Below are 22,186 nucleotides of genomic sequence, written 5' to 3' on the forward strand. Positions count from 1 at the left end.
ACGGTAATGAGCACCGCTCATCAGGCGAAGCAACGAAGAAAGCGAGCGTTTGGCGGGCAGTCTGAATGGTTTTCGTTTATTATAAAGCTTGAGAAATTAAGAAGTAGCAGTTTCTACTTCCACTTGCTCTTTTTCTTCGTTATCTCCAGCTTTTTTATTCGTTAATTTAATTGGTTTTAAAAATAGTGTTACGAATGCACCAATAATAATGAATCCTAATGCAACAAAAAATACTTGATGTAAAGATTCCATTAAAGATTCTTTTATGATTGGGAACATACCTTCTAAAATCGGTTTAGGAATTAACTTTTTAGCATCTTCATTAAATAACATTGTAAATACAGATTGAGGAGTTGTATTAATCATGTCTTTAAATTTATCTACTAGTGTTGCAGCTTGCTCTGGTAATTTATTTAAAAATGGAACTAAATCATCACTTAAAAGAGTTCCTGATTTACTATTCATTACAGCTCCTAAAACAGTAGCTCCAAAAGTACCACCGATTGAACGGAAGAATTGGCTTGAAGATGTAACAATTCCTAATTCTTTCTTATCAAAAACTTCTTGTAGAGCTAATGTAATTGTCGGCATTACTAAACCAATACCTAGACCCATAACTCCCATAAAAATTGTTGCGATTGTTTTACTTGAATCCATATCTAAAGTTGTTAAGAAGAATAAACCTAAAGCAATTACGAACATACCTGTAATAATTTGAGGTTTAATACCCACTTTGAATACAAGTTGACCACCGATAATACTTGCAATGATCATAGTAATCATCATTGGTGTCATGATTGTACCAGATTCTGTTGCACTTACACCAACAATACCTTGCATGAAGAATGGTACAAACATAATTGCCCCAAACATCGCAATTGTCATAAAGAAACCAATTAAGTTTAATGTAACGAAAGTTCTATTTTTGAATAAATACATTGGTAGAATTGGCTCTTTTGCTTTATTTTCTATGATTACGAAGCTAACGATACCAACTACAGCTAATGCAAATAACCCGATAACTTGCCAAGAGTTCCAATCATATTCTACTCCACCTAAACTTAAAGCAAGTAGTAAACTTACAACACCTACAATCATCGTAACCATACCAGCGACATCGAAGTTGATTGGACCTGTATTTTTTCTACCTTTTAAACCTAATGCAATAAAGATTGTTGCAATAATACCAACTGGAAGATTAATATAGAAAACCCATTTCCAGTTTAATGAGTCAACAATCCACCCACCAATTTGTGGACCAATTACTGATGCTAAACCGTAAATCCCACCAAAAACCCCTTGGAATTTTGCACGTTCTTTACCAGTAAACATATCCCCGATTACAATCATCGCCATTGGCATCATTACACCGCCACCAATACCTTGGATCCCACGGTAAATAATTAATTCTGTCATATTATTTGCAATACCACATAACGCAGAAGCTGCCATAAAAATAACTAAACCTGCGATGTATACACTTCTACGACCTAAAAGGTCAGCTAATTTACCTGCGATTGGCACAACAGTAGTCGAAGTTAATAAGTATGCTGTTGTAAGCCATGTCATCAAACTTAAACCACCAAGGTCCCCAACTATTTTAGGCATTGCAGTACCAACGATCGTTCCATCTAATGCCGAGAAAAACATTGCTATTATAAGACCAATAAGCAATAGTTTACGATTGCCTTCTTTTTGAATAACAGTATCTGAATTACTCAAAATATAGTTCTCCCTTCTCTTCCATATCTTTTTTCTTTATCTAATTACTAATACAAAAAAGTGTTTTGTAAATTTTTCTATGATTTATTTGCTGCTTCAGCTAGCTTTTCAGTAATAATTGCAAATTGTAAAAGCTCTTCATCAGAAAGAGTAAATAAGAAACTTTCAAAAATTTCTTTTCTTTCCTTCATAACTATGTCCAGTTTTTTAATACCTTCTTCCGTTAGCATAATATTTACAACTCTACGGTCTTTTTTATCATGCTCTCGATATACAAAATTGTTATGCTCAAGTCGATCTATCATAAAAGAAACCGCACTTGGCTTCACACCCATCATCTCTGCGACTTCAGAAATTTTACAGCTTTTATTTTTTCTCAAGTACATAAGAACAAAAAATTGAGTAGGTGTTACGCCATGTTTATTCATATTATCTGTCATTATAGGCTGCATTTTATGAATTGTATTCTGAAGTGCAATCTGAATCCGTTCAATGTACTCATTTTTATTCCCCAAGAAAATTAACCCCCTTTAACAATTAATCCAAGTAAATATTTAATGTATGTTAAATATTAATGCTTATTAAATATAAAACGTGACAGTTAAATAGTCAATCCTTATTCACATTAGAAATTTCTAACAATCATTTAATCAATTTACTATATAAATTTTTGAAAGCGTTATACATGCCTACACGGTCATATTCAGTCATTATTGTTATTACCAAATAAAAAAAATACAAAAAAAAGAAATGCACTCATATTATGAGTGCATTTCTTACAAATTATTATTAACCGATGTGTGGAGTAATTAACTCTTCTAAAGCTTCTTTTGGTTTGAAACCTAAAGTTTTTTCTACTACTTCGCCGTCTTTAAGAACGAATAATGAAGGAATGCTCATAACTTCAAATTTAGCAGCAGTTTCTTGATTTTCATCAACATCAACTTTAACGATTTTAACTTTATCACCATATTCAGAAGCTAATTCTTCTAATACAGGAGCGATCATTTTACATGGACCACACCAAGTTGCCCAAAAATCAACTAAAACTACACCTTCTTTTGTTTCTTCTGCAAACGTTGCGTTTGTTGCATTAACAATTGCCATTTATATTTCCTCCTATCGCCTAACTACATAAGTAAAATATGTAGATTGACATAATTTGTTATAATTTTAAAGAAAGTATACCATATGAGAATTAGCATTTTCTATTTATTTGCTTCAAACTTACTATTTCCAAACAAATTGTTGATATACAAATGAAAGGGTTAAAAAAATGATAACATTTGAACTAATTACACCAGACTTAATTGAAGTAATTGAAGAAATTACAAATTCAAACCAAAATTATAATTTAATGGAGAATGGTCGATTAACGAGAACTAAAGAAGAACTAATGAAGGAATATTTTGATTCCTCACATCAAACAGAAACTTCTTTTATAAAATTGGATGATACATATATAGGATTAATTGATTTTTTAGAGCTTAATCCTAGAGATGGTTTTCCATGGCTAGGTCTTTTAATGATCCACAATGATTATCATGGATATGGATTTGGAACAAATGCATTTATTCTATTTGAAGTGCAACTTATTAAAAGAAATATTCACGGATTACGATTAGGTGTGTTAATTGATAACCAACAAGCTAAGTCTTTTTGGAAATCCCAAGGATTTATATATGTTGAAAACAAAGTAAACGCAGACGGAATTGAAGTCGAAGTTTATGAAAAAATTTATTCATAATTAGATTCTAATATTAAATTTACTATTTGCTACTTCCTGAAGACTAATTGAGGTAATATAGTTAGTCCATAGGTTACACTACTTTTGTCACAATTCCGTAATATCTTACGACGATATTGTCAGATTTTTATGTTAATATATTATTGAATATAATAATAATATTCAAATAATTTAACACGATAGGAGTGGCAGTTATGAGAAAACCTTTACGTAAATCGTTTAATCAATTAGTTAATGAGAATAAACAATCATTATTACGCAACAAAGAAGAAATAGAGAAGATTGAAAGAAAAATTGAAAAACGCCACGAATTATTATACGAAAAAAACAAAATAAACAAAGCTATATCATAATTAATGGAGTAATCCTTTAGAGGGATTACTTTTTTTTGTGTTCTTTAGACAAAAAAACTTTTTTTTCTCTATTTGTTAATGAATTTAAGTAAAGGAAAGTAGTACATTCTAGGGGGACCCATCATCTTTTTTAGTCACAATATTTCAGTACGTTTCGGTAAAATGGTTTTTAAATTTGACTGTTATTAGAGAAGTTGATTGAAACGAAAGGTACTCGACTAGGAGGCTCAGGTCTAGCCCCAAGGAAAGCGGTACTTGTAATAGAAGTCAACGATCTTCTTTCTTAAATATTAAGTCTCTATATTAACCTGAATCAATTAAAATAGGCGAACTCTTACAATAAAATAGACGTACTATATAGTACATTGGTCTAGAAATTGGAGGTAAAAAGTATGCATCATCACCCATTTTGGAATTCACATCCGCAACATCCTATGAGAAACGGTGTACAAGGTCATGTACAAACTGATCATCAATCAATCATGCAAATGTTCATAAATCTTGAAAACCAAATTACTAACCTTGTAAAAGCAATCGAAACAAATAATGAATTACTAAGACAACTTGAGCAAAAACAAAATCAAGTTGTAACAAGTGGCGGTGGCTCAGTCATTGTTAGGATGTAATGACAATGACTTGTAAAATAGAAGAAGTATAAAAAGAGGTGTCCAAAAAGTCAGGGTTACTGATAAATGGTCCCTCTTTTTTCATGATATAAATAACTGAGTTGAAGTAAAATGCACGAACATTTCGGATACATGTGACGATAAATTTGTTAACGTATCGTAGAAGTTTTGGAGCTGAAATTCTCGTTCTTTGTTGTAGTTAATTAGCAGAATGTTATCCATTTTTATTCAAATTAGAAATAATTAAAGCATATTTGCTTGTTTTCCTTTTGATTGGATCCATTATCGTACAATTTTAACCCATATTACTGTAACTGGTATGGGTAATTTTTTATCTTATTTGCGATTCTGTTAATTTTAATTGCTGTTTTGCTAATTTTATTTGCGATTCTCAAGATTTTATTTGCAGTTTACAGTTTATTTGCAGTGCATTTTCATTTATTTGCGCAAATAGACTCCTTATTTGCGACCCCATAAGGCTTATTTGCAACTCAGACTTTTTCTGCAACCCCGTAAGACTTATTTGCAACTTAGACCTTTTCTGCAATCCTAAGACTTATTTACGGCCCTCTTCTATGGAATTGCATTATTTTATGACCGTAAAAAAAGAAGGTGTCTCTAAACGAAGGACACCTTCTTTTAACACCATATTAAGAGTTAACTAATACAGCTTTAAATTCTTCAGTTAATAAAGGTAATACTTCGAATAAGTCACCAACAATACCATAGTCAGCTACTTTAAAAATGTTAGCTTCTGGGTCTTTGTTAATAGCAACGATTACTTTCGAGTTAGACATACCAGCTAAATGTTGAATAGCTCCTGAAATACCACATGCAATATATAAATCAGGTGTTACAACTTTACCAGTTTGACCAATTTGTAAAGAGTAGTCACAATAGTTTGCATCACATGCACCACGAGATGCACCGATCGCAGCTCCTAGAACTGAAGCTAAGTCTTTTAATGGATTAAACCCTTCTTCGCTTTTAACTCCACGGCCACCAGCAACAATAATTTTAGCTTCTGAAAGGTCTACACCTTCGCTCGCTTTACGTACAACATCTTTTACGATTGAACGTAAGTCTTTAATTTCAACTGAAACAGTTGCCACATCCCCAGTACGAGTAGCATCTTTTTCTAATACAGGGATATTATTTGGACGGATTGTCGCAAAAATAAATGGATCTACCATTACTTTTTTCTCGAATGCTTTACCAGAGTAAATCGGACGAGTGAAAACGATATTTCCACCTGCCACTTCGATCGCTGTAACATCTGAAATAAGACCACTTTGTAAACGAGCAGCAAGCTTTGGAGATAAATCTTTCCCTAAAGCTGTGTGGCCGAATACTAGACCTTCTGGTTTTTCTTGATCAATAACTGCTAAAAGTGCTTGAGAATATCCATCAGAAGAATATGTTGCTAATTTTTCATCTTCAACAACGATTGCACGGTCTGCACCGTATTGAATCATTTCAGTAGCTAATGCACTAACTGATTTACCTACTAATACAGCAACTACTTCTCCGCCCTCAGCAACTGTTTTAGCCGTACTTACTGCCTCAAATGAAACATTTCGTAATGATCCTTCACGAACTTCGCCTAATACTAATACTTTACGTGACATGTTATTTCCCTCCAAAATTTTCTATTACGATATTAATCTATTATTTATGTTCCAATATTCAATTAAATTAGATTACTTTTGCTTCAGAACGTAATAATGAAACTAGTTCTTTTACTTGATCTTGTAATTCACCAGCTAAAATTTTGCCTGCTTCTTTCTTTGCAGGAAGGTAAATTTCGATCGTTTTAGTTTTTGCTTGAACTTCGTCTTCATCTAGATCTAAATCGTCTAATTCTAATGCATCTAGAGGTTTTTTCTTAGCTTTCATGATACCAGGTAAAGATGGATATCTTGGTTCATTTAAGCCTTGTTGAGCAGTGATTAATAAAGGTAAAGATGTCTCGATGATTTCTGTGTCACCTTCTACATCACGTTCGATTGTAGCTGTAGTGCCATTAATATCAATCTTAGTAATTGTTGTCACGTAAGGAATATTTAATAATTCAGCAACGCGTGGACCTACTTGACCAGTACCTCCATCAATTGCAACATTACCTGCTAAAATAATTGAAGGATCTTTATCCTCTAAATATTTAGCGATCAGTTTAGAAGTTGTATATTGATCAGTATTTGTAACGTCTTCTTCAACGTTAATTAACACAGCTTTATCAGCACCCATTGCTAGTGCTGTACGTAGTTCTTTTTCACTATCTTCATTACCAATTGTTACTACAGTTACTTCTCCACCATGAGTATCACGGATTTGAATTGCTTCTTCAACTGCATATTCATCGTAAGGATTTATAATAAATTCAGCACCATCCTCTTGGATTGCACCGTTTGAAATTGTAATTTTCTCTTCAGTGTCAAATGTTCTCTTTAATAGTACATAAATGTTCATTGTTATACCCTCCCAGGAAATGTAACTACATCTATTTTTTTAAAATATTAAACTACTTATTTATTAAACACTGGTTTTCTTTTTTCTAAAAATGCCGAAATACCCTCTTTTGCATTTTCAGTTGTAAAAATTTCTCCAAATAATTTTGACTCTTCCTCAACCGCTTCATGATATGAATTAGTTCTTGTTGAAGATAATAATTGAAGAATATATTGAATTGATTGCATGCTTTTATTGGCAATTTTAGTTGCTAATGTATTTGCTTCTTCTAATAAACTTTCTTCTGGTACTACAATTGTAGCTAATCCAATTTTCCCAGCTTCAACACCAGAAATTGGTTCTGAAGTTGCAAGCATAACTAATGCTTTATCTTTACCAACGTAACGTGGTAATCTTTGTGTCCCGGCAAAACCAGGAATAATTCCTAAGTTTAATTCAGGTAAACCAAGTTTTGCATTTTCTGCAACAACTCGAATGTGGCAGCTCATTGCAAATTCAAGACCGCCACCTAATGCTGCACCGTGAATTGCCGCGATAATCGGCTTAGAATAGTTTTCAACACGATCAAATACTAGTTGGCCTCTTCTAGCAACAGCTGCTGCATCTTCAGCATTTTTAAAAGAAGTAAATTCTTTAATGTCTGCACCAGCAGAGAAAAATCTGCCTTCTCCATGAACAACTAAAACGCTTACATCATTGTTATTTTCTAATTCATCTAAACGCTTAACCAAATCAGCAAATACAACTGATGACATGGCATTTGCTGGTGGGTTTTGAATTGTTAATAATGCAATACCATCAGATATTTTACATTGAATTGAACTCACAACTATTCCTCCCAATTTTTCAAAATGTACTAGAACGTTAATTTTGGTACCCGCATCCTCTTATTAATAATTGGTGAACCTTTTCGGCTTTTGACTCTAAATCTTGCTTTTGACCTGTCATTACCCAATGAGTCATCACCTCATCAATCGTGCCAAAAATCATTTGTCTAGCTGTACGTATATCTAATTGTTTGTCGAACAAACCGCTATTTATCCCGTCAATTAAAATTGAATCTATGATATGAAGATACTCTTTTAGTACCTCATTTATTTTTAATCTAAGGTCAATATTTGTTTGTCTTACTTCCAATTGCATAACGATTGCTAAATGAGAATCTTTAGACATTTCATGAAAATGAGTTTTCACCAACATTAATAATTTCGATATCGCATCGGGATTACCTTCAATTTTTTCACGAATTTTTTCAGTAAAATTTCCCATCTTCTCTTCAAACAACGAAATTAAGATGGATTCTTTATTTTTAAAGTATAAATAGATCGTTCCATCGGCTACTCCGGCTTGTTTTGCAATTTTAGAAACCTGCGCTTGGTGATAACCGTTTTCTGCGATTACGACAACTGCAGCATCAATTATTTGTTTATATTTTGGTTTATCTCTTTTCATTTTTATATACCCCTTCTAACAGTGAATGAATAATCATTCATATTCTCATAATACAAACTTATCAGAAAATTGTCAATTATCCTTTAATATTTTTTATGTATAAATTCTTGCTTTTAATTTTATCACTTTAAAATGACGATCAAATCCTGAGATTTATTTTGAAATAGTATTCTTTTTTCAATTCGTAAAATAAAGAGGGATGTTTAAATCATCATCCCTCTTTAATTATTATATTAAATTTTCATCAGAATTATCAGGCGCTGTGTTCTTTTGTCTTTCTTCTTCAAGTAATGTTCTTCTCAATATTTTACCGATCATAGTCTTTGGTAATTCAGTCCTAAATTCATAAAACCTCGGGACTTTATAAGCCGCTAAATACTTCCGACAAAAATCATCTAAGTCAGCCTCAGAAACAGATTTCCCTTCTTTTAATACAATATAAGCTTTAACAGTTTCACCACGGTATGAATCAGGAATACCAACTACGACTGCTTCCTTAATAGCCTCGTGCTCGTATAATACCTCTTCAACATCTCTAGGATAAACGTTAAACCCACCTGCATTGATCATATCCTTCTTACGATCAACGATATAAAAGAAGCCTTCTTCATCCATATAACCTAGATCCCCTGTATATAACCACCCATCTTTTAACGTGGCTGCAGTTTCTTCTGGGCGATTCCAATACCCCTTCATTACTTGTGGGCCTGAAACAATTAATTCACCGATTTCTCGATAAGGTAGCTCTTCGCCAGTTTCTAGGGAAACGATTTTAACATCTGTACTTGGCCAAGGAACGCCTATACTTCCAGTAACTCGTTTATCCCAAAGGAAATTACTATGCGTAACTGGGGAAGCCTCTGATAAACCATAGCCCTCAACTAATTTTCCACCTGTCACTTTTTCAAATTGCTCTTGAACTTCAACAGGTAATGCTGCTGATCCACTTAAGCACGCATGAATAGATGAGATATCATATTTCTTTAAATCAGGATGATTTAGTAATGCAATATACATTGTTGGTGCCCCTGGAAACAATGTAGGTCGATATTTATTTATAGCTTTAAGCATTTGAGTTGCATCAAATCTTGGAACTATAATCATTTCATACGCACACAAAATTGATAAATTCATACAAGTAGTCATACCATATACATGAAAAAATGGTAAGACAGTTAAAATCTTTTCTTGGCCCTTTTTACTCTTATATAACCATTTTTCTGCCATTAATGTATTCGATGCTAAATTTTTATGTGTAAGCATTACACCTTTAGGAAATCCAGTTGTTCCACCAGTATATTGCAGTATAGCCACATCATCTACACTGCTGCTTGAGAGCTCCTGCTCGATCGGTGCAGATATTTGCATGATAAAGTTAAAATCATGAATTGAGTGATCTTTAGGAATCTCAGGTGCCTTTGGTTGTTTTGAAAAAGGATATAAAATCTTTTTAATAAATGGTAAATAGTCCTTAATCCCAGTAACAAAAATATGTTGTAGATTAGTAGATTTTTTTACTTTGTACACTCTATTAATCAATAAGTCTAAACAAATAATAGCAGTCGCACCGCTGTCATTCATTTGATATTCAAGCTCACGTTCAGTATAAAGCGGATTTGTTTGAACGATCATTGCTTCTGCAAAAAGAATCCCATAATACGCAATCACTGCCTGTGGACAATTCGGCAGCATAATTGCAACGCGATCACCTTTTTTAATTCCCAAATTCCTTAAAAAATTTGCAAATCTTAAAGACTGAATATAAATTTCGTTAAAAGTCATCGATTTCCCAAGAAAATTAAGCGCTTTCTTAGCTGGATATTTCGAAGCCGTCTGCTTTAAATAGCTTGGTAACAAATCAAATTCTTCATCTAATGTAGCTGGTATTTGCTCTGGATACTGACTCACCCAAGGCTTTGCTCTTGGTTCCTCCATACCGTTCACCACCAGTATTTTAAAAGTATGTTCATACTATAATTAGTATATGTTGCAAGTCTCTGCTATACAATCAAAATATTAAGAATATTTAATCTTTTATTACGGTTGAAATTTTGAATTTTATTTAATTAATTTCTCAATTACGCTATCGTTATCATAGTAAAAATTAGATGGAAGATCGGTACGATTGATCAATAGTCCAAAATTATATTCATCAATATTCTCTAAAGTTAACGAATTGACTTTACCATCAGGTGATAAACTTTTTACAAGTTTAGATATAAATGAGTATTGTGAGTCTATACTAGTCGTTGCAAGATGAAATATTCCTTTTAAATCATTTTCAACAATTTGTTTTACTTGTTTAGCTATTCCAGTATCAATTGCATGATTTAAATAAATATTGTTATAAGCATCAATTTCCTGGCCTTGTTCTATTTTGGCCTTTATTTCATTTAGTCTTGGTGATTGTTTACCCCAAACCATTGGTAATCTTAAAACGATTCCACGATTACCAAGCTCATTTTTTATTAATTCTTCACACTTTATTTTAAATTGACCATAATCCGACTCGGCAACAGGAGGATCGTTTTCAGCATGATGCTTTATAACTTCTCCATCAAACACATTCGTTGTAGAGCAAAATAAAAATTTCGTAAAAGTTAATTTTATTTTTTCTACAATTTTAGAATGTGCTTCAAATTGAACATTAAAATCACCACGTAAACACGATACAATCACATCCGGGCAAATCTGATCAATCCATGCCAATATTTCTTTCGAATCGTTAATATCCCATTGTAATTGATGATCTATTTTTAATTCTAATTTTGTTTGATTATATGTTCCGTATACATCATATTCAGAAGAAAATTCTTTTATTAAAGCCTTCCCCACTAGTCCACTAGCACCTAAAATTAATAATTTCATTGTCTCTCTCCTTTTTACAAAATATTTAATAAATTTATGTTATATTGAATGTAACATAATTAACAGCGTGTATACAAAGGACATAAATTTAATATCCAGACCATTTGGAAATTTGTCTAATAGTCTAAAATGATAATAGGGAGTGGGGATCATATGAAAACAAAGGTTCTTTTAAACAACCGTATTGTCGATTTAAAATCTGCAAATGTAAATATTTTAGATCGAGGTTATCAATTTGGAGATGGCGTTTATGAAGTGATTCGTTTCTTTAATAAATCTTTTTTTGAACTCGATGCACATTTAGTTCGCTTGAAAGAAAGCTGTGAAAAAATATTAATACCTTTTAAAATGCATCTCAAAAAACTGGAAAGTGATTTAGTTTATTTAATGAATACTTGTGATTATGATAACGGATATGTGTATATTCAAATTAGTAGGGGTGTAATGAACCGTAATCATATTTACAAAGAAGAAGCTAATTTAAAGCCTCAATTAATTGCTTATACAGTTAGAGAAGATCATAGACCTTTACAGCAAATGGAAAAAGGTATTACTGCATATGTAACTAATGACATACGATGGCTCCGTTGTGATATTAAAAGTTTAAATTTATTAGGAAGTGTTTTAGTAAAAAATGAAGCTTATGCAAAAGGAGCAAAAGAAGCCATTTTGCATAGAGATGGCGTCATTACAGAAGGATCAGCAACAAACGTCTTTATCGTAAAAAACTCTACACTATACACTCATCCTGCAAATAACTTAATACTAAATGGCATTACGCGAAAAGTTGTACTGGAGATTGCAAAAAATGAAAGTTTAGGAGTAAAGGAAATTCCATTTTCGATTGATGATCTTTTAAATGCTGATGAAGCTTTTACAACAGCATCTGTTTCGGATATTTTACCTGTAACATCAGTTTTAATTGATGAAAAATCTTATTCGATTGGTTTAGGAAAGCGCGGAGAAATAACAAAGAGAATTCAAGATGCATACACTAATTTAATTGATAAAATTCCGCAGGATCAGTCAACTAAATAGCATTATAAAACCGCATCAAAATATGTTGGTTTACCTAAGTGAGGAGTGACTTTTTTGGCAATTTTTATAGCAATTTTGATTGCCTTTTTTGGCGCAGTTCTTGCTCACATTTTTACTAAAGGGCAATCTAAAAAACGAAAATACATCATTTGGGGTATCGCAAATATGGTAGCCATTGGGCCATTTTTGTCATTTGCTATTGGAATAACGTACGCTATTATCGAAGGAAATGGCTGGGCAGCGATGTTGATGTGGGTATTGTATCCATTCATATTTCTCATTGGTCTCATTCAGTTAATCATTGGGATCTTCATGAAAAATAGCGCCAATAAAAATAGTTATAAGTACCATTAGTTGCCTAAAAGTGTTATTCCACTTCCTTAGCACAATAGAAACAAATAAAAATAGATCTCAAAAAGTCAACAATTTGACTTTTGAGATCTACTTTTTTATTGTCTTTTTAATAATCTAGCTACATCTTTCCATTTTACCTTTTCACTGTAATACATTACTCCATTAACATAAATACGGCTTGCAACACGAGTTAAAATCATTATTGAAACGATTAAAATTAATATACTAGCACTTATTTCAATAAAATTCATTTCTCCACTTACAAATCTAGAAAATGCTACAAGTGGCGCAAAAAATGGAATATATGAGCTAATTTGGACAAATGTACCATCTGGATTGACTAATGCATTAATACTAATAAAGAATGCCGCTATGACTAAAATAGTAATTGGCATCAGAACCATTTGAAGCTCTTCAGTTCTTGAAACTACTGATCCAATTGCAGCGTAAAGTAATCCATAAAGTAAATAACCTAATAAGAAATAAACTACAAATGCAATGATTGTTGTAGGATCTAATGCCTCTAAATCTATTTTCATTCCAAAAAATGATATTTCATCAGAGTTCACCCAGCCTAATAAATTGGCAAATAGAAAACCTAATCCTAATACAACAAGCTGTGCACTTGCTACAAAAAATACTGCAATAACCCTTCCATATAAAGTCACAACAGGACTTACTTTAGGTAGTAATACTTCCATTACTCTAGAGGACTTTTCTGCAACAATACCCGTTGCGATTGAATTCCCATAAATTAATAAAAACATATAAAGTAAAAAACCAAAAAAGTAAGCTATTCCGAATGTAGCCATCGGATCTTTTAGAACATTTTCATTTACTTCTACTTTTTGCAATAACTTTGTTGCTGATTCGGGCGATAGCTTTAAATCTTGGGCAGTTTTATTTAAGTAATCTTGCTGTAAGGTCATATTCATGACTGAAAGCACTTCACTATTTGAAAACTTTTTATATGTATATTGAATTGACGGGACATTGTTCTTTTCAGAAAGAATAATCAGTCCATCTTTTGATCCGTCTTCAACTTGATTTTTAAAATCTTTTTCTTTTGATCCATCGCTCTGCTCGATTTTTGCGGATTTAATTGTTTTGTTTAAACTAGCAATATCTACCGAATAATTTTTCGAATTATTTATCAAAACAATTTTATCTTTATCCTTATTACTCTTTTCTGTACCAGCAAAATATTTTTGTACTCCAAATACTCCAACGACTAATAAAAATAAAATAACACTCATTATCACCGTTGCTTTTGCCAAAAGACCTTCACGTAAATGAAATAAAAAGACAGTACTAAACTTCTTCATTTATTTCGCCCTCTCTATAAAGATATCATTTAGTGTAGGCTCTAATAATTGGAACTTCTTTATAGAACCCAAGTCTGACTTAATACGATTTAAAATCGAAAAAGCTTCCTCATCACTTTTTACCTTTACGTAAATTCCTAATTGCTTTTGTTCATAACTTACATGATTGGAATCTAGTATTTGTTTAATCGATGTTAGATCTTCTAAAATTAAATTTCTATACCCATAATCTTCTTTTAATCTACTTAAACTACCTTCCGCAACTACATTACCGTTCTTAAGTATGCAAACATGCTCACAAAAAGCCTCCACTTGATCCATTCGATGGCTCGATAATATTACCGTCTTCCCTTTCTGAATTTGCTCGGTAATGATTGAAGCCATTAGCTCTGCATTAACCGGATCTAGTCCACTAAAAGGCTCATCTAATATAATCAACTCAGGGTTATGTAATAATGTTACAATTAGTTGAATTTTTTGCTGGTTACCTTTTGAAAGTTCTCCAGCTTTTTTATTTCGATAATGTGGTATCTCTAAACGGTCTAACCAATAGGTTATGGCAATATCAACCTCTTTATTTGACATTCCCTCAAGTTTTCCGAAATATTTAAGTTGATCAACAACCTTACTTTTTGTAAATAATCCTCTTTCTTCTGGTAAATATCCTATCTTAACTTTATCAGTTTTAAATGGAGCACCTTTCCAAGTGATTTCCCCGTTCGTAGGTGTAAGAAGACCTAATAACATTTTAATAGTAGTCGTTTTACCTGCTCCATTTCTACCTAATAAACCTAATACTCTCCCTGTAGGCAAAGTCAATGACAATTCGTTAACGGCAATCGTTACTCCAAAATTTTTAGAAAGCTGTTTTATTTCTAAAGTCAACGCTCTTCCCCCCTTTTTAAAGATTAAGTAAAAAAATACTAAAATTTTCCTATACATTAAGCATACATTTAATAGAATTTTAATGAAAGGTAAAAATCGTAATTTGTTAGTCAATTTATTTAGCAATTAGAGATCGCAATGAAAAAATGAGAATACTGATTTAGTATTCTCATTTTTCTATTAATATGAAATACTACCTGAAATTAATAATCCAACCGTTACACTTAAAGTGAATAATAAAGCTGCTACGGCAATATTTCCTTCTTCAACTTTTTTAGCAAACGAAATTTTCGGAAATAATACATATTCAGCAATCCAATATGTCACCATTTGAGCAATAATACCTACTAAGCTCCATATGATAAAGTCGCCATAGTTAACTGAGTATTTAGCTGCTGACATAATAACGATTGCTAATCCTACTAGTTTACCAGCTAATTTTAAAGCAACAGCAATATTGCCATCCTCTAAGATTAATTTTTGCTCACTCATTTTAGTTGTAAAAGTAAATGCCAAAAATCCAATAAATAAAAGAATAAGTCCAGACCCTAAATATTGTAGTGTACTAACGATACTTTCCATTTAACTTCTCATCCCCTCACTATGTAATTTTTTCTTCAATAAGTCCAACAGGTAAGAAACAACTTTCGTTTCCTGTAATAATATTACCAGCGCGGACGCCAATTGCACCGTATTCTTCCTTAATCAAAAAACTACCTACTAGCACATGTAAATCTAACATTCCGTCAGGTGTCATGACCTTTCTCATAGGTAAAGGTGAATATTGTTGATAGACCATAACTTGTTCATGATAGTTATTCTGCTTGCTTTTTTGGCGATTTTCACCGTTAATAATCTGAATTGAATCTCCTTCACGACCAAAGGCAGGTTTCTCAACATATGGAAGTTTATGTTCTATAAAAAAATCTGGCTCCAAGAAAGTCGGTAAAAAATGTTTTCTAATCACATCATGCTCTTCAACTGTATAAACATCCGATTGCTCAATATGTAAATTCCAAATTAATGCTTGAACAGCCTTAGATTGTAGTAAGAAAGAAGACAATGGATTGAAAATGATTAATTTCCCATCATTTACAAGTTCTAATAATGCTAGCCCAATTTTTGTGCCATCTGGAGATTGATCAAGCTCTAGGTGTTCAATTGGATAAGTTTGACGATATAGAATATGGATTCCTCTCCCGCAGGTGTATATAGGCCATCATTTTCAATGATTTGTAAATCTTCTAGTGAAATTAATTCACTCTTCCCATTATATAGAGATTGAATATATTTTACTGTCTTCCAATCCTCTTCATGATCACCATGAGCTGTAAAAACAATAATTGGTTCATCTAATCCTTTTATACTTTTATTTACAACATGATTTATACCGTTAGATAACTTCATTTCACAATCAGCATTCGGATTCTTCAAGTTGAAATAATCTGTAATATATCCATTGACATGATGTGTCTCCATAATGAAAGTTGGCGTATCACTATTACATTCATAATGCTTCCAGCCATCTTCCGTGTGAACGAGATCAATCCTTCGTATGATTCCTTCACTCTCAATCGTTTTATGGCGTAAGTATGGTACGATTTCTTTTGAATAACCGAGCATATAAAAAATATCATCGGGTAGCTGTCTCATTAAACGAGCAGTTTTATCATAGATTTTTCCGATTTGTTCAGTTATTGAATGTATTTCCTCAACTTCACTTTCGGTCAATGGATAATAGTCTAATAACGCATAATATGAATCTTGTAAATCAGACCAAAAATCCGGTAGCCTATTATAAACTTCATTCCGTTTTATCCTGTGATTCTGTAAATTGGCATTATCCATTATTAACCACCAAATCCTCCAGATGAACCTTTGCCAAAGCCACTTTTACTTGAAGTTTTAGTATGCCCTGCATAGCTACTAGAAGATTTATAGCGCTTATATGAACTACTTCCATGGAGTGCCTTTCTTGATGGATAAAATATTCCTCCATGATAATAACTATGGTAGTAATGACTAGAGCTGTCATCACAAACCCAAACACCTTCATCATCATCAAAGTCCCAATCACGACAATCGTCATTATTCGGTTTATCTGGTCGCTCTGCACTTTGAGTGGAACCACAGCCAGCTAATGTACTTACTGCTAAACCACTCGTTAATGCGATACTAACTTTTTTCATTAATATTGATGTTTTTGACATATGGATCTCCTTTCTAGAATTAAATCATTCTATTCTATACTAAACTACTCTCTCTATTTAAGTATATAGAAATTAGCTATATCTATCCCTCTTACTCTCATTATCTTTTAAAATTAACCGCCAATTCCTCCAGAAACTCCACTACCAAATCCACTTTTTTTGACTGAGGAATTTGTTCTTTTTATAATGCCTGAGGATTTATATTGAGTAAATTCATTGTTTTTATGCAACATATTTTTTGTTGCAAAGTAGGTCCCTAAAAAGAAATAATTTCGATAATAAGAGCTTGAACTATCATTACAAATCCAAATATTATCCTCATAGTCAAATTCCCAATCACTGCAATTTTCATCATCAGGTATTTTTTGCGTCTGTATATGCATACTCTGTTTCATCATCGTAGTCGGTATCAGTATAATCTGCATCATTTATACTATCTTCAGACGTTGTCCCCTCATCAATTTCATTTATTTGGTTTGTATCTTCATTGTTCGTTTGGCTTGATTCATAATAACCTTACGGATTATTAGTCGTCTCCACAAATTCTGGTTCAGATCCACACCCGGTTAATGAACTTATGACAATACCACTTGTTAAGGCAATACTAACTTTTTTCATTAATTTTGATGTTTTTGACATTTTATTCTCCTATCCATTACATAATTACATACATTTCTATCCTAAACTGTGATATATACTAATGTATATATCATTATTAAAGGAGTTTTAACAATGTTTAATACAGACAACATTTTTGTTCTTGAATATCGATTAATTGATGGAGAATTTACAAGACCTATTTACCATTTTCCATTTTTATCGAAGGTCCAAATCTTTACTAGAAGATACTGTGATTATTTTATTTTAAATGGTTTCGTTTACGAGAACAGAGGCTCTTATATTGAAGAAGATCGATATGTAATTGAGGTAGTTGAATCTGAATTGGAAAATACTCCTTTTTACCATTTAAATAGACCGTTAGGCATTGAAATTAGAGATGTCGATACTTTTGAGGAAATTCACTTCTATGAAAGTGGAGATGAATTAGATTTACTTTCTTGGCTTCAATCAACTTATATTACAATAAATCATCAATTTTATGAGCAAACATCAAATGAAGTGGATCAAGACCGCAATACTTACGTAATGTATGTTAAACCGTTTAGTGAATAATGAATAAGCTACCTAAGTCGTCTTAGGTAGCTCACACTATTTTATAATTTTTGTTCAAGCTTTATTAAATCCTTACACTGTATTCCATTTTCCCATATTTCTTCTTCATAATTTTGAATAAAGAAATCGTGAAAAATAGTACTCAATTGAAATCCACATTTTTTATAAAATGCTAGTTGATGTGTACTTGAGTTACCGGTACAGATTGAAATTCTAGAATAACCAAGTTTCTTAGATTCATTTATTCCAAAATGGATTAAATGCTTTCCTAATCCTTTTCCTTGATAAGCCGGATCAATTGCAATATTTTTAATTTCAATCTCTTCATTAGAATTCTCCACTAATACTATTATTCCAACGAGTAAATTTTGATTTAGTAGTTCATAAATTTCACTCATCTGAATATATTTATCTACCATTTCTTTTGATGGATCAGCTAGTAACAATAGACTCCAATGTTCTTTTGTTAGAAATTGAATTTTATTAATATGATTCATTCATACTCCTTATTTTTTTAATCTTGCCTTTAAATAATTGATCGTGTCATTTGTAGATTTTTGTATCGAAAGATTTGTAAATCCATGATTTCCATTTTTAAGAGCAATCAAAGTAACCATTTTTGGGTTTTTCTTAGCAAAGCTCTCCGATTGACTGAACGGAACAAGCTTATCTCCCGTTCCATGTACAATAAAAATGGGAACCTTTGTCTTTTCTACATATTGAACTGGACTCATTCGATTATACTCATCTGTCATTAGATCTACAGTACTATTCATATATTTTTCAACAATTTCTGAACTTCTAGAAGAAGGAGATTGATTCATAGTCGTTAAGTCAGAAATAGGATACCAAGCTACAATATAGTTAATTTTATTTTGTATATCAGGCTGAAGGCCAGTTAATAAAGCTAAGTGGCCACCTGCAGAGGCACCGGCCAATCCGATTTGATTTCGATCAACCCCTAATTCAGTTGAGTTTTTGTAAATAAAGTCAATTGCTGTTTTCACGTCACGAACTGGAAAATTATATGAATAATTTTCTTTCGAATAAAGTGTATAATCTATGCTAATTGCCGTATAACCATCTTTAACAATTTCATTAAAAATCGTTTTCCAACGTTTGTTTAGAGCTTTACTTCCATATCTCCAAGAACCACCATGAATAAAGATTAACGTTGGTGATTTACTATGTGATTTTTTAGATCGATATATATCAAAGGTTTGTGGAACCTGAGCGAGATTTGTGTAGCGTACGTCTCTTTGCACAAGAATATCTTTACTTACAATTACCTTCTTTTTGTGTTTATGATGAAAACCATTAAATCCAACAAAGACAATAACAAAGATGACTAATGCTAAAATGATTTTCTTCAAGCCAATTCACCTTTCTAATTAAAAAAGAGACTAGCTCAGGTCATGTCTTCTTAAATCATTATTATGTAGATTTTAACGCCTACATAAATTAATAGAAATACACTAATGATGCTAGCCTCAATTACTTTATTTAATAACTGTTACGTACAAAATTCCCCAAACTAAAAATACTGCACAAACCGCAAATAATATTTTTGCCAACTTTTCCATCTTAGAACCCCTATTACCTTATTTTAAATCGACAACTGTAACACCTATTCCACCTTCAGAGGCTGCTCCATATCGATACGATTTAACTGATCTGTGTTTTTTTAAGTAATCCTGTACACCTTGTCGTAATGCACCTGTTCCTTTTCCGTGAATAATATTAATTCGAGGATAACCAGCTAATAATGCATCATCAATATATTTCTCAACGCGGATTAACGCGTCTTCATATCTTTCGCCTCTTAAATCAAGTTCAAGATTCACATGAAAATCCTTACCTTTTACAGATGTAACAGTTCGTTCTTTTACTTCTTTAGGTGAACTAATATATTCGATATCTGTTTCTTTCACTTTCATCTTAATAATACCGAGCTGAACTTGCCATTCACCTTCGCTTATTTTATCAAGTAATGTTCCTTTTTGATTAAAGCTAATCACTTTTACTTCGTCACCTTCACGAAGCTTTTTTTGTTTCTTTAGAGCTGCTTGAGGAATGGTTTTCTTAGGTGCATAAGGAATTGCCCCTTCCAAACGAGTCCTTGCCTCTATTAACTCATGATCTTTAATTGAAGCTAATTGGCTATTTTTAAGTTTTCTTAGCTCTTTAATAATATCCTCAGCTTCTTGTTGTGCTACTTTAACTCGCTTTTTCGCTTCTTCCTGTGCACTACGATATAAGTCATCACGATGCTCATAAAATTCCATCATTTGCTTCTGTAAATCTTTGAAAATACGTTCTGATTCTTTACGGAAATCTTCTGCCTCTTTCCATTCTGTTTCTGCACCTTTTCTACTCGTTTCTAAAGATGCGATCATATTTTCAACTTCATTACTTTCTTCACTTACATGATTTCTTGCTTTTTCAATTACACGATTTGAAAGTCCCAATCTTCTAGAAATTTCAAATGCATTACTTCTACCTGGAACTCCGATTAGTAATCGATAAGTTGGGCTTAATGTTTCTACATCAAATTCAACACTTGCATTCATTACATGCTCTCGATTGTAACTATATGCTTTTAATTCAGGATAATGCGTAGTTGCTACTACTCTTGCACCGTACTCACTTACCTCATCTAAAATCGAGATTGCTAAAGCTGCACCTTCGCCAGGATCAGTTCCAGCTCCTAATTCATCGAATAAAACAAGACTACTATAATTTACATGTTTCAAAATATCTACAATATTCACCATATGGGAAGAAAATGTACTTAAGCTCTGTTCGATCGACTGCTCATCACCAATATCGGCAAAGATTTGCTCAAATACACAAATTTCTGACCCATCTAATGTAGGAATTTGAAGACCAGATTGAGCCATTAACACACAAATACCAATCGTTTTTAAAGTTACCGTCTTTCCACCTGTATTTGGACCAGTTATAACGATTGTTGTATAATCCTTGCCTAATTCAATGTCGTTAGCTACTACTACATCTCTTGGAATTAGTGGATGACGTGCTTTTTTCAATTTAAAATATCGATCGTTATTTAAAACTGGTTTACTCGCCTTAATTGAGTGCGAATAGTTTGCTTTTGCAAATAAGAAATCCATTTCAGCTAAAATTTCAACATTTTGCAATAAATCCGCTGAAGCTTCTGCAACTTGTCCCGTTAATGCCATTAAAATTTTCTCAATTTCTTGCTCTTCTTTAACTTTAGCCTCTTGTAAACTATTGTTTAATGTAACGACACTTTGTGGTTCAATAAATAATGTTTGACCAGAAGAAGATTGATCATGCACAATACCACCATAAACATGACGATACTCTTGTTTTACTGGAATAACGAAACGATCATTACGAATCGTAACGATTGAATCTGATAACATCTTTTGTGCATTTGAACCTCTCGTTAAACTTTCTAATTTTTCACGAATACGTGCTTCAGCTGTTCGAACTTGTCCACGAATCATTCGAAGTGTTACACTAGCGTCATCTAAAACTTCACCATTATCACCAATAGCAGCTTTTATATTTTTATCTAGTTCTAATAAAGGAATGATTTGCTCACTTAATGATTCTAAATATGGAATCTCTACTTCACTTTCTATTAACCCTTCAATAAATCGAATCATTTGACGTCCAGCATAAGTAACACCTGAAATCGCTATTAACTCAGAAGGTGAAAGCATTCCACCAATATCCGCTCTTTTAACTTGCATTCTTATATCAGATAAACCACCAAGTGGAACATTTCCGCGTAAACGAATAACATTTACTGCTTCGTCTGTTGATTCATGTAATTCTACTACTTCATCATAGTCCGTACTTGGTAAAAGATTTTTAATACGTTCCTTACCTAGTGATGATGAAGCGTGTTTAAGCAATTGTTCTTTTATTTTATCGTACTCTAAAACTCTTAACGTACGTTTCATGACTCGTA

General features: G+C 32.4%; 24 protein-coding genes and 1 pseudogene. 6 read left to right on the forward strand and 19 right to left on the reverse strand.

The genetic code is table 11. The features are described from left to right. Nucleotides 1–96: 96 nt before the first annotated feature. The 3 genes from COC46_RS00610 to trxA form a co-directional block, all read right to left on the reverse strand. Entirely contained in the window at nucleotides 97–1,701 is a 1,605-nt protein-coding gene (locus COC46_RS00610; RefSeq protein WP_255294775.1) for an MDR family MFS transporter, read from the reverse strand. Nucleotides 1,702–1,799: 98 nt separating this feature from the next. Then, entirely contained in the window at nucleotides 1,800–2,237 is a 438-nt protein-coding gene (locus COC46_RS00615; RefSeq protein WP_098807850.1) for a MarR family winged helix-turn-helix transcriptional regulator, read from the reverse strand. Between the two features lie 274 nt (nucleotides 2,238–2,511). Continuing rightward, entirely contained in the window at nucleotides 2,512–2,829 is a 318-nt protein-coding gene (gene trxA / locus COC46_RS00620) for a thioredoxin (RefSeq protein WP_088068441.1), read from the reverse strand. Nucleotides 2,830–2,998: 169 nt separating this feature from the next. Between trxA and COC46_RS00625 the strand changes: the two genes are divergently transcribed. The 3 genes from COC46_RS00625 to COC46_RS00635 all read left to right on the forward strand — a co-directional run bounded on the left by COC46_RS00625 (nucleotide 2,999) and on the right by COC46_RS00635 (nucleotide 4,448). Continuing rightward, nucleotides 2,999–3,469, forward strand: coding sequence for a GNAT family N-acetyltransferase (locus COC46_RS00625; RefSeq protein ID WP_098807851.1), 471 nt, complete (start codon nucleotides 2,999–3,001; stop codon nucleotides 3,467–3,469). A 194-nt stretch (nucleotides 3,470–3,663) separates the two neighbouring features. Next, a complete protein-coding gene (locus COC46_RS00630; protein WP_098807852.1) occupies nucleotides 3,664–3,822 on the forward strand; it encodes an FbpB family small basic protein in 159 nt (52 codons plus the stop codon). A 392-nt stretch (nucleotides 3,823–4,214) separates the two neighbouring features. Next, nucleotides 4,215–4,448: a hypothetical protein gene (locus tag COC46_RS00635; RefSeq protein ID WP_098807853.1), complete on the forward strand. Its 234-nt coding sequence runs from the start codon at nucleotides 4,215–4,217 to the stop codon at nucleotides 4,446–4,448. A gap of 650 nt (nucleotides 4,449–5,098) precedes the next feature. On the opposite strand, the gene COC46_RS00640 is transcribed toward COC46_RS00635, so the two are convergent. From COC46_RS00640 to COC46_RS00665, 6 genes are all read right to left on the reverse strand, one after another. Continuing rightward, a complete protein-coding gene (locus tag COC46_RS00640; protein WP_098807854.1) occupies nucleotides 5,099–6,076 on the reverse strand; it encodes an electron transfer flavoprotein subunit alpha/FixB family protein in 978 nt (325 codons plus the stop codon). 67 nt (nucleotides 6,077–6,143) lie between these two features. Continuing rightward, nucleotides 6,144–6,917: an electron transfer flavoprotein subunit beta/FixA family protein gene (locus tag COC46_RS00645; protein ID WP_098807855.1), complete on the reverse strand. Its 774-nt coding sequence runs from the start codon at nucleotides 6,915–6,917 to the stop codon at nucleotides 6,144–6,146. A gap of 56 nt (nucleotides 6,918–6,973) precedes the next feature. Further along, nucleotides 6,974–7,759, reverse strand: coding sequence for an enoyl-CoA hydratase (locus tag COC46_RS00650; RefSeq protein WP_098807856.1), 786 nt, complete (start codon nucleotides 7,757–7,759; stop codon nucleotides 6,974–6,976). Between the two features lie 22 nt (nucleotides 7,760–7,781). Then, nucleotides 7,782–8,369: a fatty acid metabolism transcriptional regulator FadR gene (locus tag COC46_RS00655; protein WP_098807857.1), complete on the reverse strand. Its 588-nt coding sequence runs from the start codon at nucleotides 8,367–8,369 to the stop codon at nucleotides 7,782–7,784. A gap of 228 nt (nucleotides 8,370–8,597) precedes the next feature. After that, nucleotides 8,598–10,304: an AMP-binding protein gene (locus COC46_RS00660; protein ID WP_098807858.1), complete on the reverse strand. Its 1,707-nt coding sequence runs from the start codon at nucleotides 10,302–10,304 to the stop codon at nucleotides 8,598–8,600. Nucleotides 10,305–10,427: 123 nt separating this feature from the next. After that, a complete protein-coding gene (locus COC46_RS00665; RefSeq protein WP_098807859.1) occupies nucleotides 10,428–11,237 on the reverse strand; it encodes a sugar nucleotide-binding protein in 810 nt (269 codons plus the stop codon). 153 nt (nucleotides 11,238–11,390) lie between these two features. Between COC46_RS00665 and dat the strand changes: the two genes are divergently transcribed. Continuing rightward, the gene (gene dat / locus COC46_RS00670) at nucleotides 11,391–12,275 is read left to right on the forward strand and encodes a D-amino-acid transaminase (protein WP_176545008.1); all 885 of its coding nucleotides are present in this window, start codon (nucleotides 11,391–11,393) and stop codon (nucleotides 12,273–12,275) included. 54 nt (nucleotides 12,276–12,329) lie between these two features. Next, nucleotides 12,330–12,629: a hypothetical protein gene (locus COC46_RS00675; protein WP_098807861.1), complete on the forward strand. Its 300-nt coding sequence runs from the start codon at nucleotides 12,330–12,332 to the stop codon at nucleotides 12,627–12,629. A gap of 95 nt (nucleotides 12,630–12,724) precedes the next feature. Here the strand turns inward: COC46_RS00675 and COC46_RS00680 are convergent, their stop codons facing one another. From COC46_RS00680 to COC46_RS22490, 7 genes and pseudogenes are all read right to left on the reverse strand, one after another. Then, nucleotides 12,725–13,954, reverse strand: coding sequence for an ABC transporter permease (locus COC46_RS00680; RefSeq protein WP_098807862.1), 1,230 nt, complete (start codon nucleotides 13,952–13,954; stop codon nucleotides 12,725–12,727). Beyond that, nucleotides 13,955–14,839, reverse strand: coding sequence for an ABC transporter ATP-binding protein (locus tag COC46_RS00685; protein ID WP_141550856.1), 885 nt, complete (start codon nucleotides 14,837–14,839; stop codon nucleotides 13,955–13,957). 180 nt (nucleotides 14,840–15,019) lie between these two features. Next, nucleotides 15,020–15,421, reverse strand: coding sequence for a DUF350 domain-containing protein (locus tag COC46_RS00690; RefSeq protein WP_098807864.1), 402 nt, complete (start codon nucleotides 15,419–15,421; stop codon nucleotides 15,020–15,022). Nucleotides 15,422–15,440: 19 nt separating this feature from the next. Next, nucleotides 15,441–16,687: pseudogene (locus COC46_RS23060) on the reverse strand (glutathionylspermidine synthase family protein). 2 nt (nucleotides 16,688–16,689) lie between these two features. Next, the gene (locus COC46_RS00705) at nucleotides 16,690–17,049 is read right to left on the reverse strand and encodes a hypothetical protein (protein WP_098807867.1); all 360 of its coding nucleotides are present in this window, start codon (nucleotides 17,047–17,049) and stop codon (nucleotides 16,690–16,692) included. A gap of 113 nt (nucleotides 17,050–17,162) precedes the next feature. After that, nucleotides 17,163–17,477, reverse strand: a complete 315-nt coding sequence (locus tag COC46_RS00710) for a hypothetical protein (RefSeq protein ID WP_098807868.1) — start codon at nucleotides 17,475–17,477, stop codon at nucleotides 17,163–17,165. Nucleotides 17,478–17,565: 88 nt separating this feature from the next. Continuing rightward, entirely contained in the window at nucleotides 17,566–17,688 is a 123-nt protein-coding gene (locus COC46_RS22490; RefSeq protein ID WP_255294773.1) for a hypothetical protein, read from the reverse strand. Nucleotides 17,689–17,781: 93 nt separating this feature from the next. Here COC46_RS22490 and COC46_RS00715 point away from each other — a divergent pair, with 93 nt between their 5' ends. Next, complete coding sequence (locus COC46_RS00715; RefSeq protein WP_098807869.1) at nucleotides 17,782–18,222, forward strand: hypothetical protein; 441 nt, start codon at nucleotides 17,782–17,784, stop codon at nucleotides 18,220–18,222. 41 nt (nucleotides 18,223–18,263) lie between these two features. Here COC46_RS00715 and COC46_RS00720 read toward each other — a convergent pair whose 3' ends face one another. From COC46_RS00720 to COC46_RS00730, 3 genes are all read right to left on the reverse strand, one after another. Further along, nucleotides 18,264–18,719 carry a GNAT family N-acetyltransferase gene (locus COC46_RS00720; RefSeq protein ID WP_098807870.1) on the reverse strand — a complete coding sequence of 152 codons (456 nt, stop codon included), beginning with the start codon at nucleotides 18,717–18,719 and terminating at the stop codon, nucleotides 18,264–18,266. 9 nt (nucleotides 18,720–18,728) lie between these two features. Continuing rightward, nucleotides 18,729–19,595 carry an alpha/beta hydrolase gene (locus COC46_RS00725; protein WP_176545009.1) on the reverse strand — a complete coding sequence of 289 codons (867 nt, stop codon included), beginning with the start codon at nucleotides 19,593–19,595 and terminating at the stop codon, nucleotides 18,729–18,731. Between the two features lie 228 nt (nucleotides 19,596–19,823). Then, on the reverse strand, nucleotides 19,824–22,178 hold the full coding sequence (locus COC46_RS00730) for an endonuclease MutS2 (RefSeq protein WP_098807872.1): 2,355 nt from the start codon (nucleotides 22,176–22,178) through the stop codon (nucleotides 19,824–19,826). Between the last annotated feature and the right edge of the window lie 8 nt (nucleotides 22,179–22,186).

Source organism: Bacillus sp. AFS041924, from assembly GCF_002577195.1.
GTDB lineage: Bacteria > Bacillota > Bacilli > Bacillales > Bacillaceae_G > Gottfriedia.

Bases quoted from the DNA above. Each gene is read 5' to 3' on its own strand.
- COC46_RS00720 (WP_098807870.1), bottom strand. From the start codon at position 18,719: ATGAATCATATTAATAAAATTCAATTTCTAACAAAAGAACATTGGAGT.
- COC46_RS00730 (WP_098807872.1), bottom strand. From the start codon at position 22,178: ATGAAACGTACGTTAAGAGTTTTAGAGTACGATAAAATAAAAGAACAA.
- COC46_RS00655 (WP_098807857.1), bottom strand. From the start codon at position 8,369: ATGAAAAGAGATAAACCAAAATATAAACAAATAATTGATGCTGCAGTT.
- COC46_RS00635 (WP_098807853.1), top strand. From the start codon at position 4,215: ATGCATCATCACCCATTTTGGAATTCACATCCGCAACATCCTATGAGA.
- COC46_RS00715 (WP_098807869.1), top strand. From the start codon at position 17,782: ATGTTTAATACAGACAACATTTTTGTTCTTGAATATCGATTAATTGAT.
- COC46_RS00680 (WP_098807862.1), bottom strand. From the start codon at position 13,954: ATGAAGAAGTTTAGTACTGTCTTTTTATTTCATTTACGTGAAGGTCTT.
- COC46_RS22490 (WP_255294773.1), bottom strand. From the start codon at position 17,688: ATGTCAAAAACATCAAAATTAATGAAAAAAGTTAGTATTGCCTTAACA.
- COC46_RS00625 (WP_098807851.1), top strand. From the start codon at position 2,999: ATGATAACATTTGAACTAATTACACCAGACTTAATTGAAGTAATTGAA.
- COC46_RS00660 (WP_098807858.1), bottom strand. From the start codon at position 10,304: ATGGAGGAACCAAGAGCAAAGCCTTGGGTGAGTCAGTATCCAGAGCAA.
- COC46_RS00640 (WP_098807854.1), bottom strand. From the start codon at position 6,076: ATGTCACGTAAAGTATTAGTATTAGGCGAAGTTCGTGAAGGATCATTA.
- COC46_RS00665 (WP_098807859.1), bottom strand. From the start codon at position 11,237: ATGAAATTATTAATTTTAGGTGCTAGTGGACTAGTGGGGAAGGCTTTA.
- trxA (WP_088068441.1), bottom strand. From the start codon at position 2,829: ATGGCAATTGTTAATGCAACAAACGCAACGTTTGCAGAAGAAACAAAA.
- dat (WP_176545008.1), top strand. From the start codon at position 11,391: ATGAAAACAAAGGTTCTTTTAAACAACCGTATTGTCGATTTAAAATCT.
- COC46_RS00705 (WP_098807867.1), bottom strand. From the start codon at position 17,049: ATGTCAAAAACATCAATATTAATGAAAAAAGTTAGTATCGCATTAACG.
- COC46_RS00630 (WP_098807852.1), top strand. From the start codon at position 3,664: ATGAGAAAACCTTTACGTAAATCGTTTAATCAATTAGTTAATGAGAAT.
- COC46_RS00645 (WP_098807855.1), bottom strand. From the start codon at position 6,917: ATGAACATTTATGTACTATTAAAGAGAACATTTGACACTGAAGAGAAA.
- COC46_RS00710 (WP_098807868.1), bottom strand. From the start codon at position 17,477: ATGATGCAGATTATACTGATACCGACTACGATGATGAAACAGAGTATG.
- COC46_RS00690 (WP_098807864.1), bottom strand. From the start codon at position 15,421: ATGGAAAGTATCGTTAGTACACTACAATATTTAGGGTCTGGACTTATT.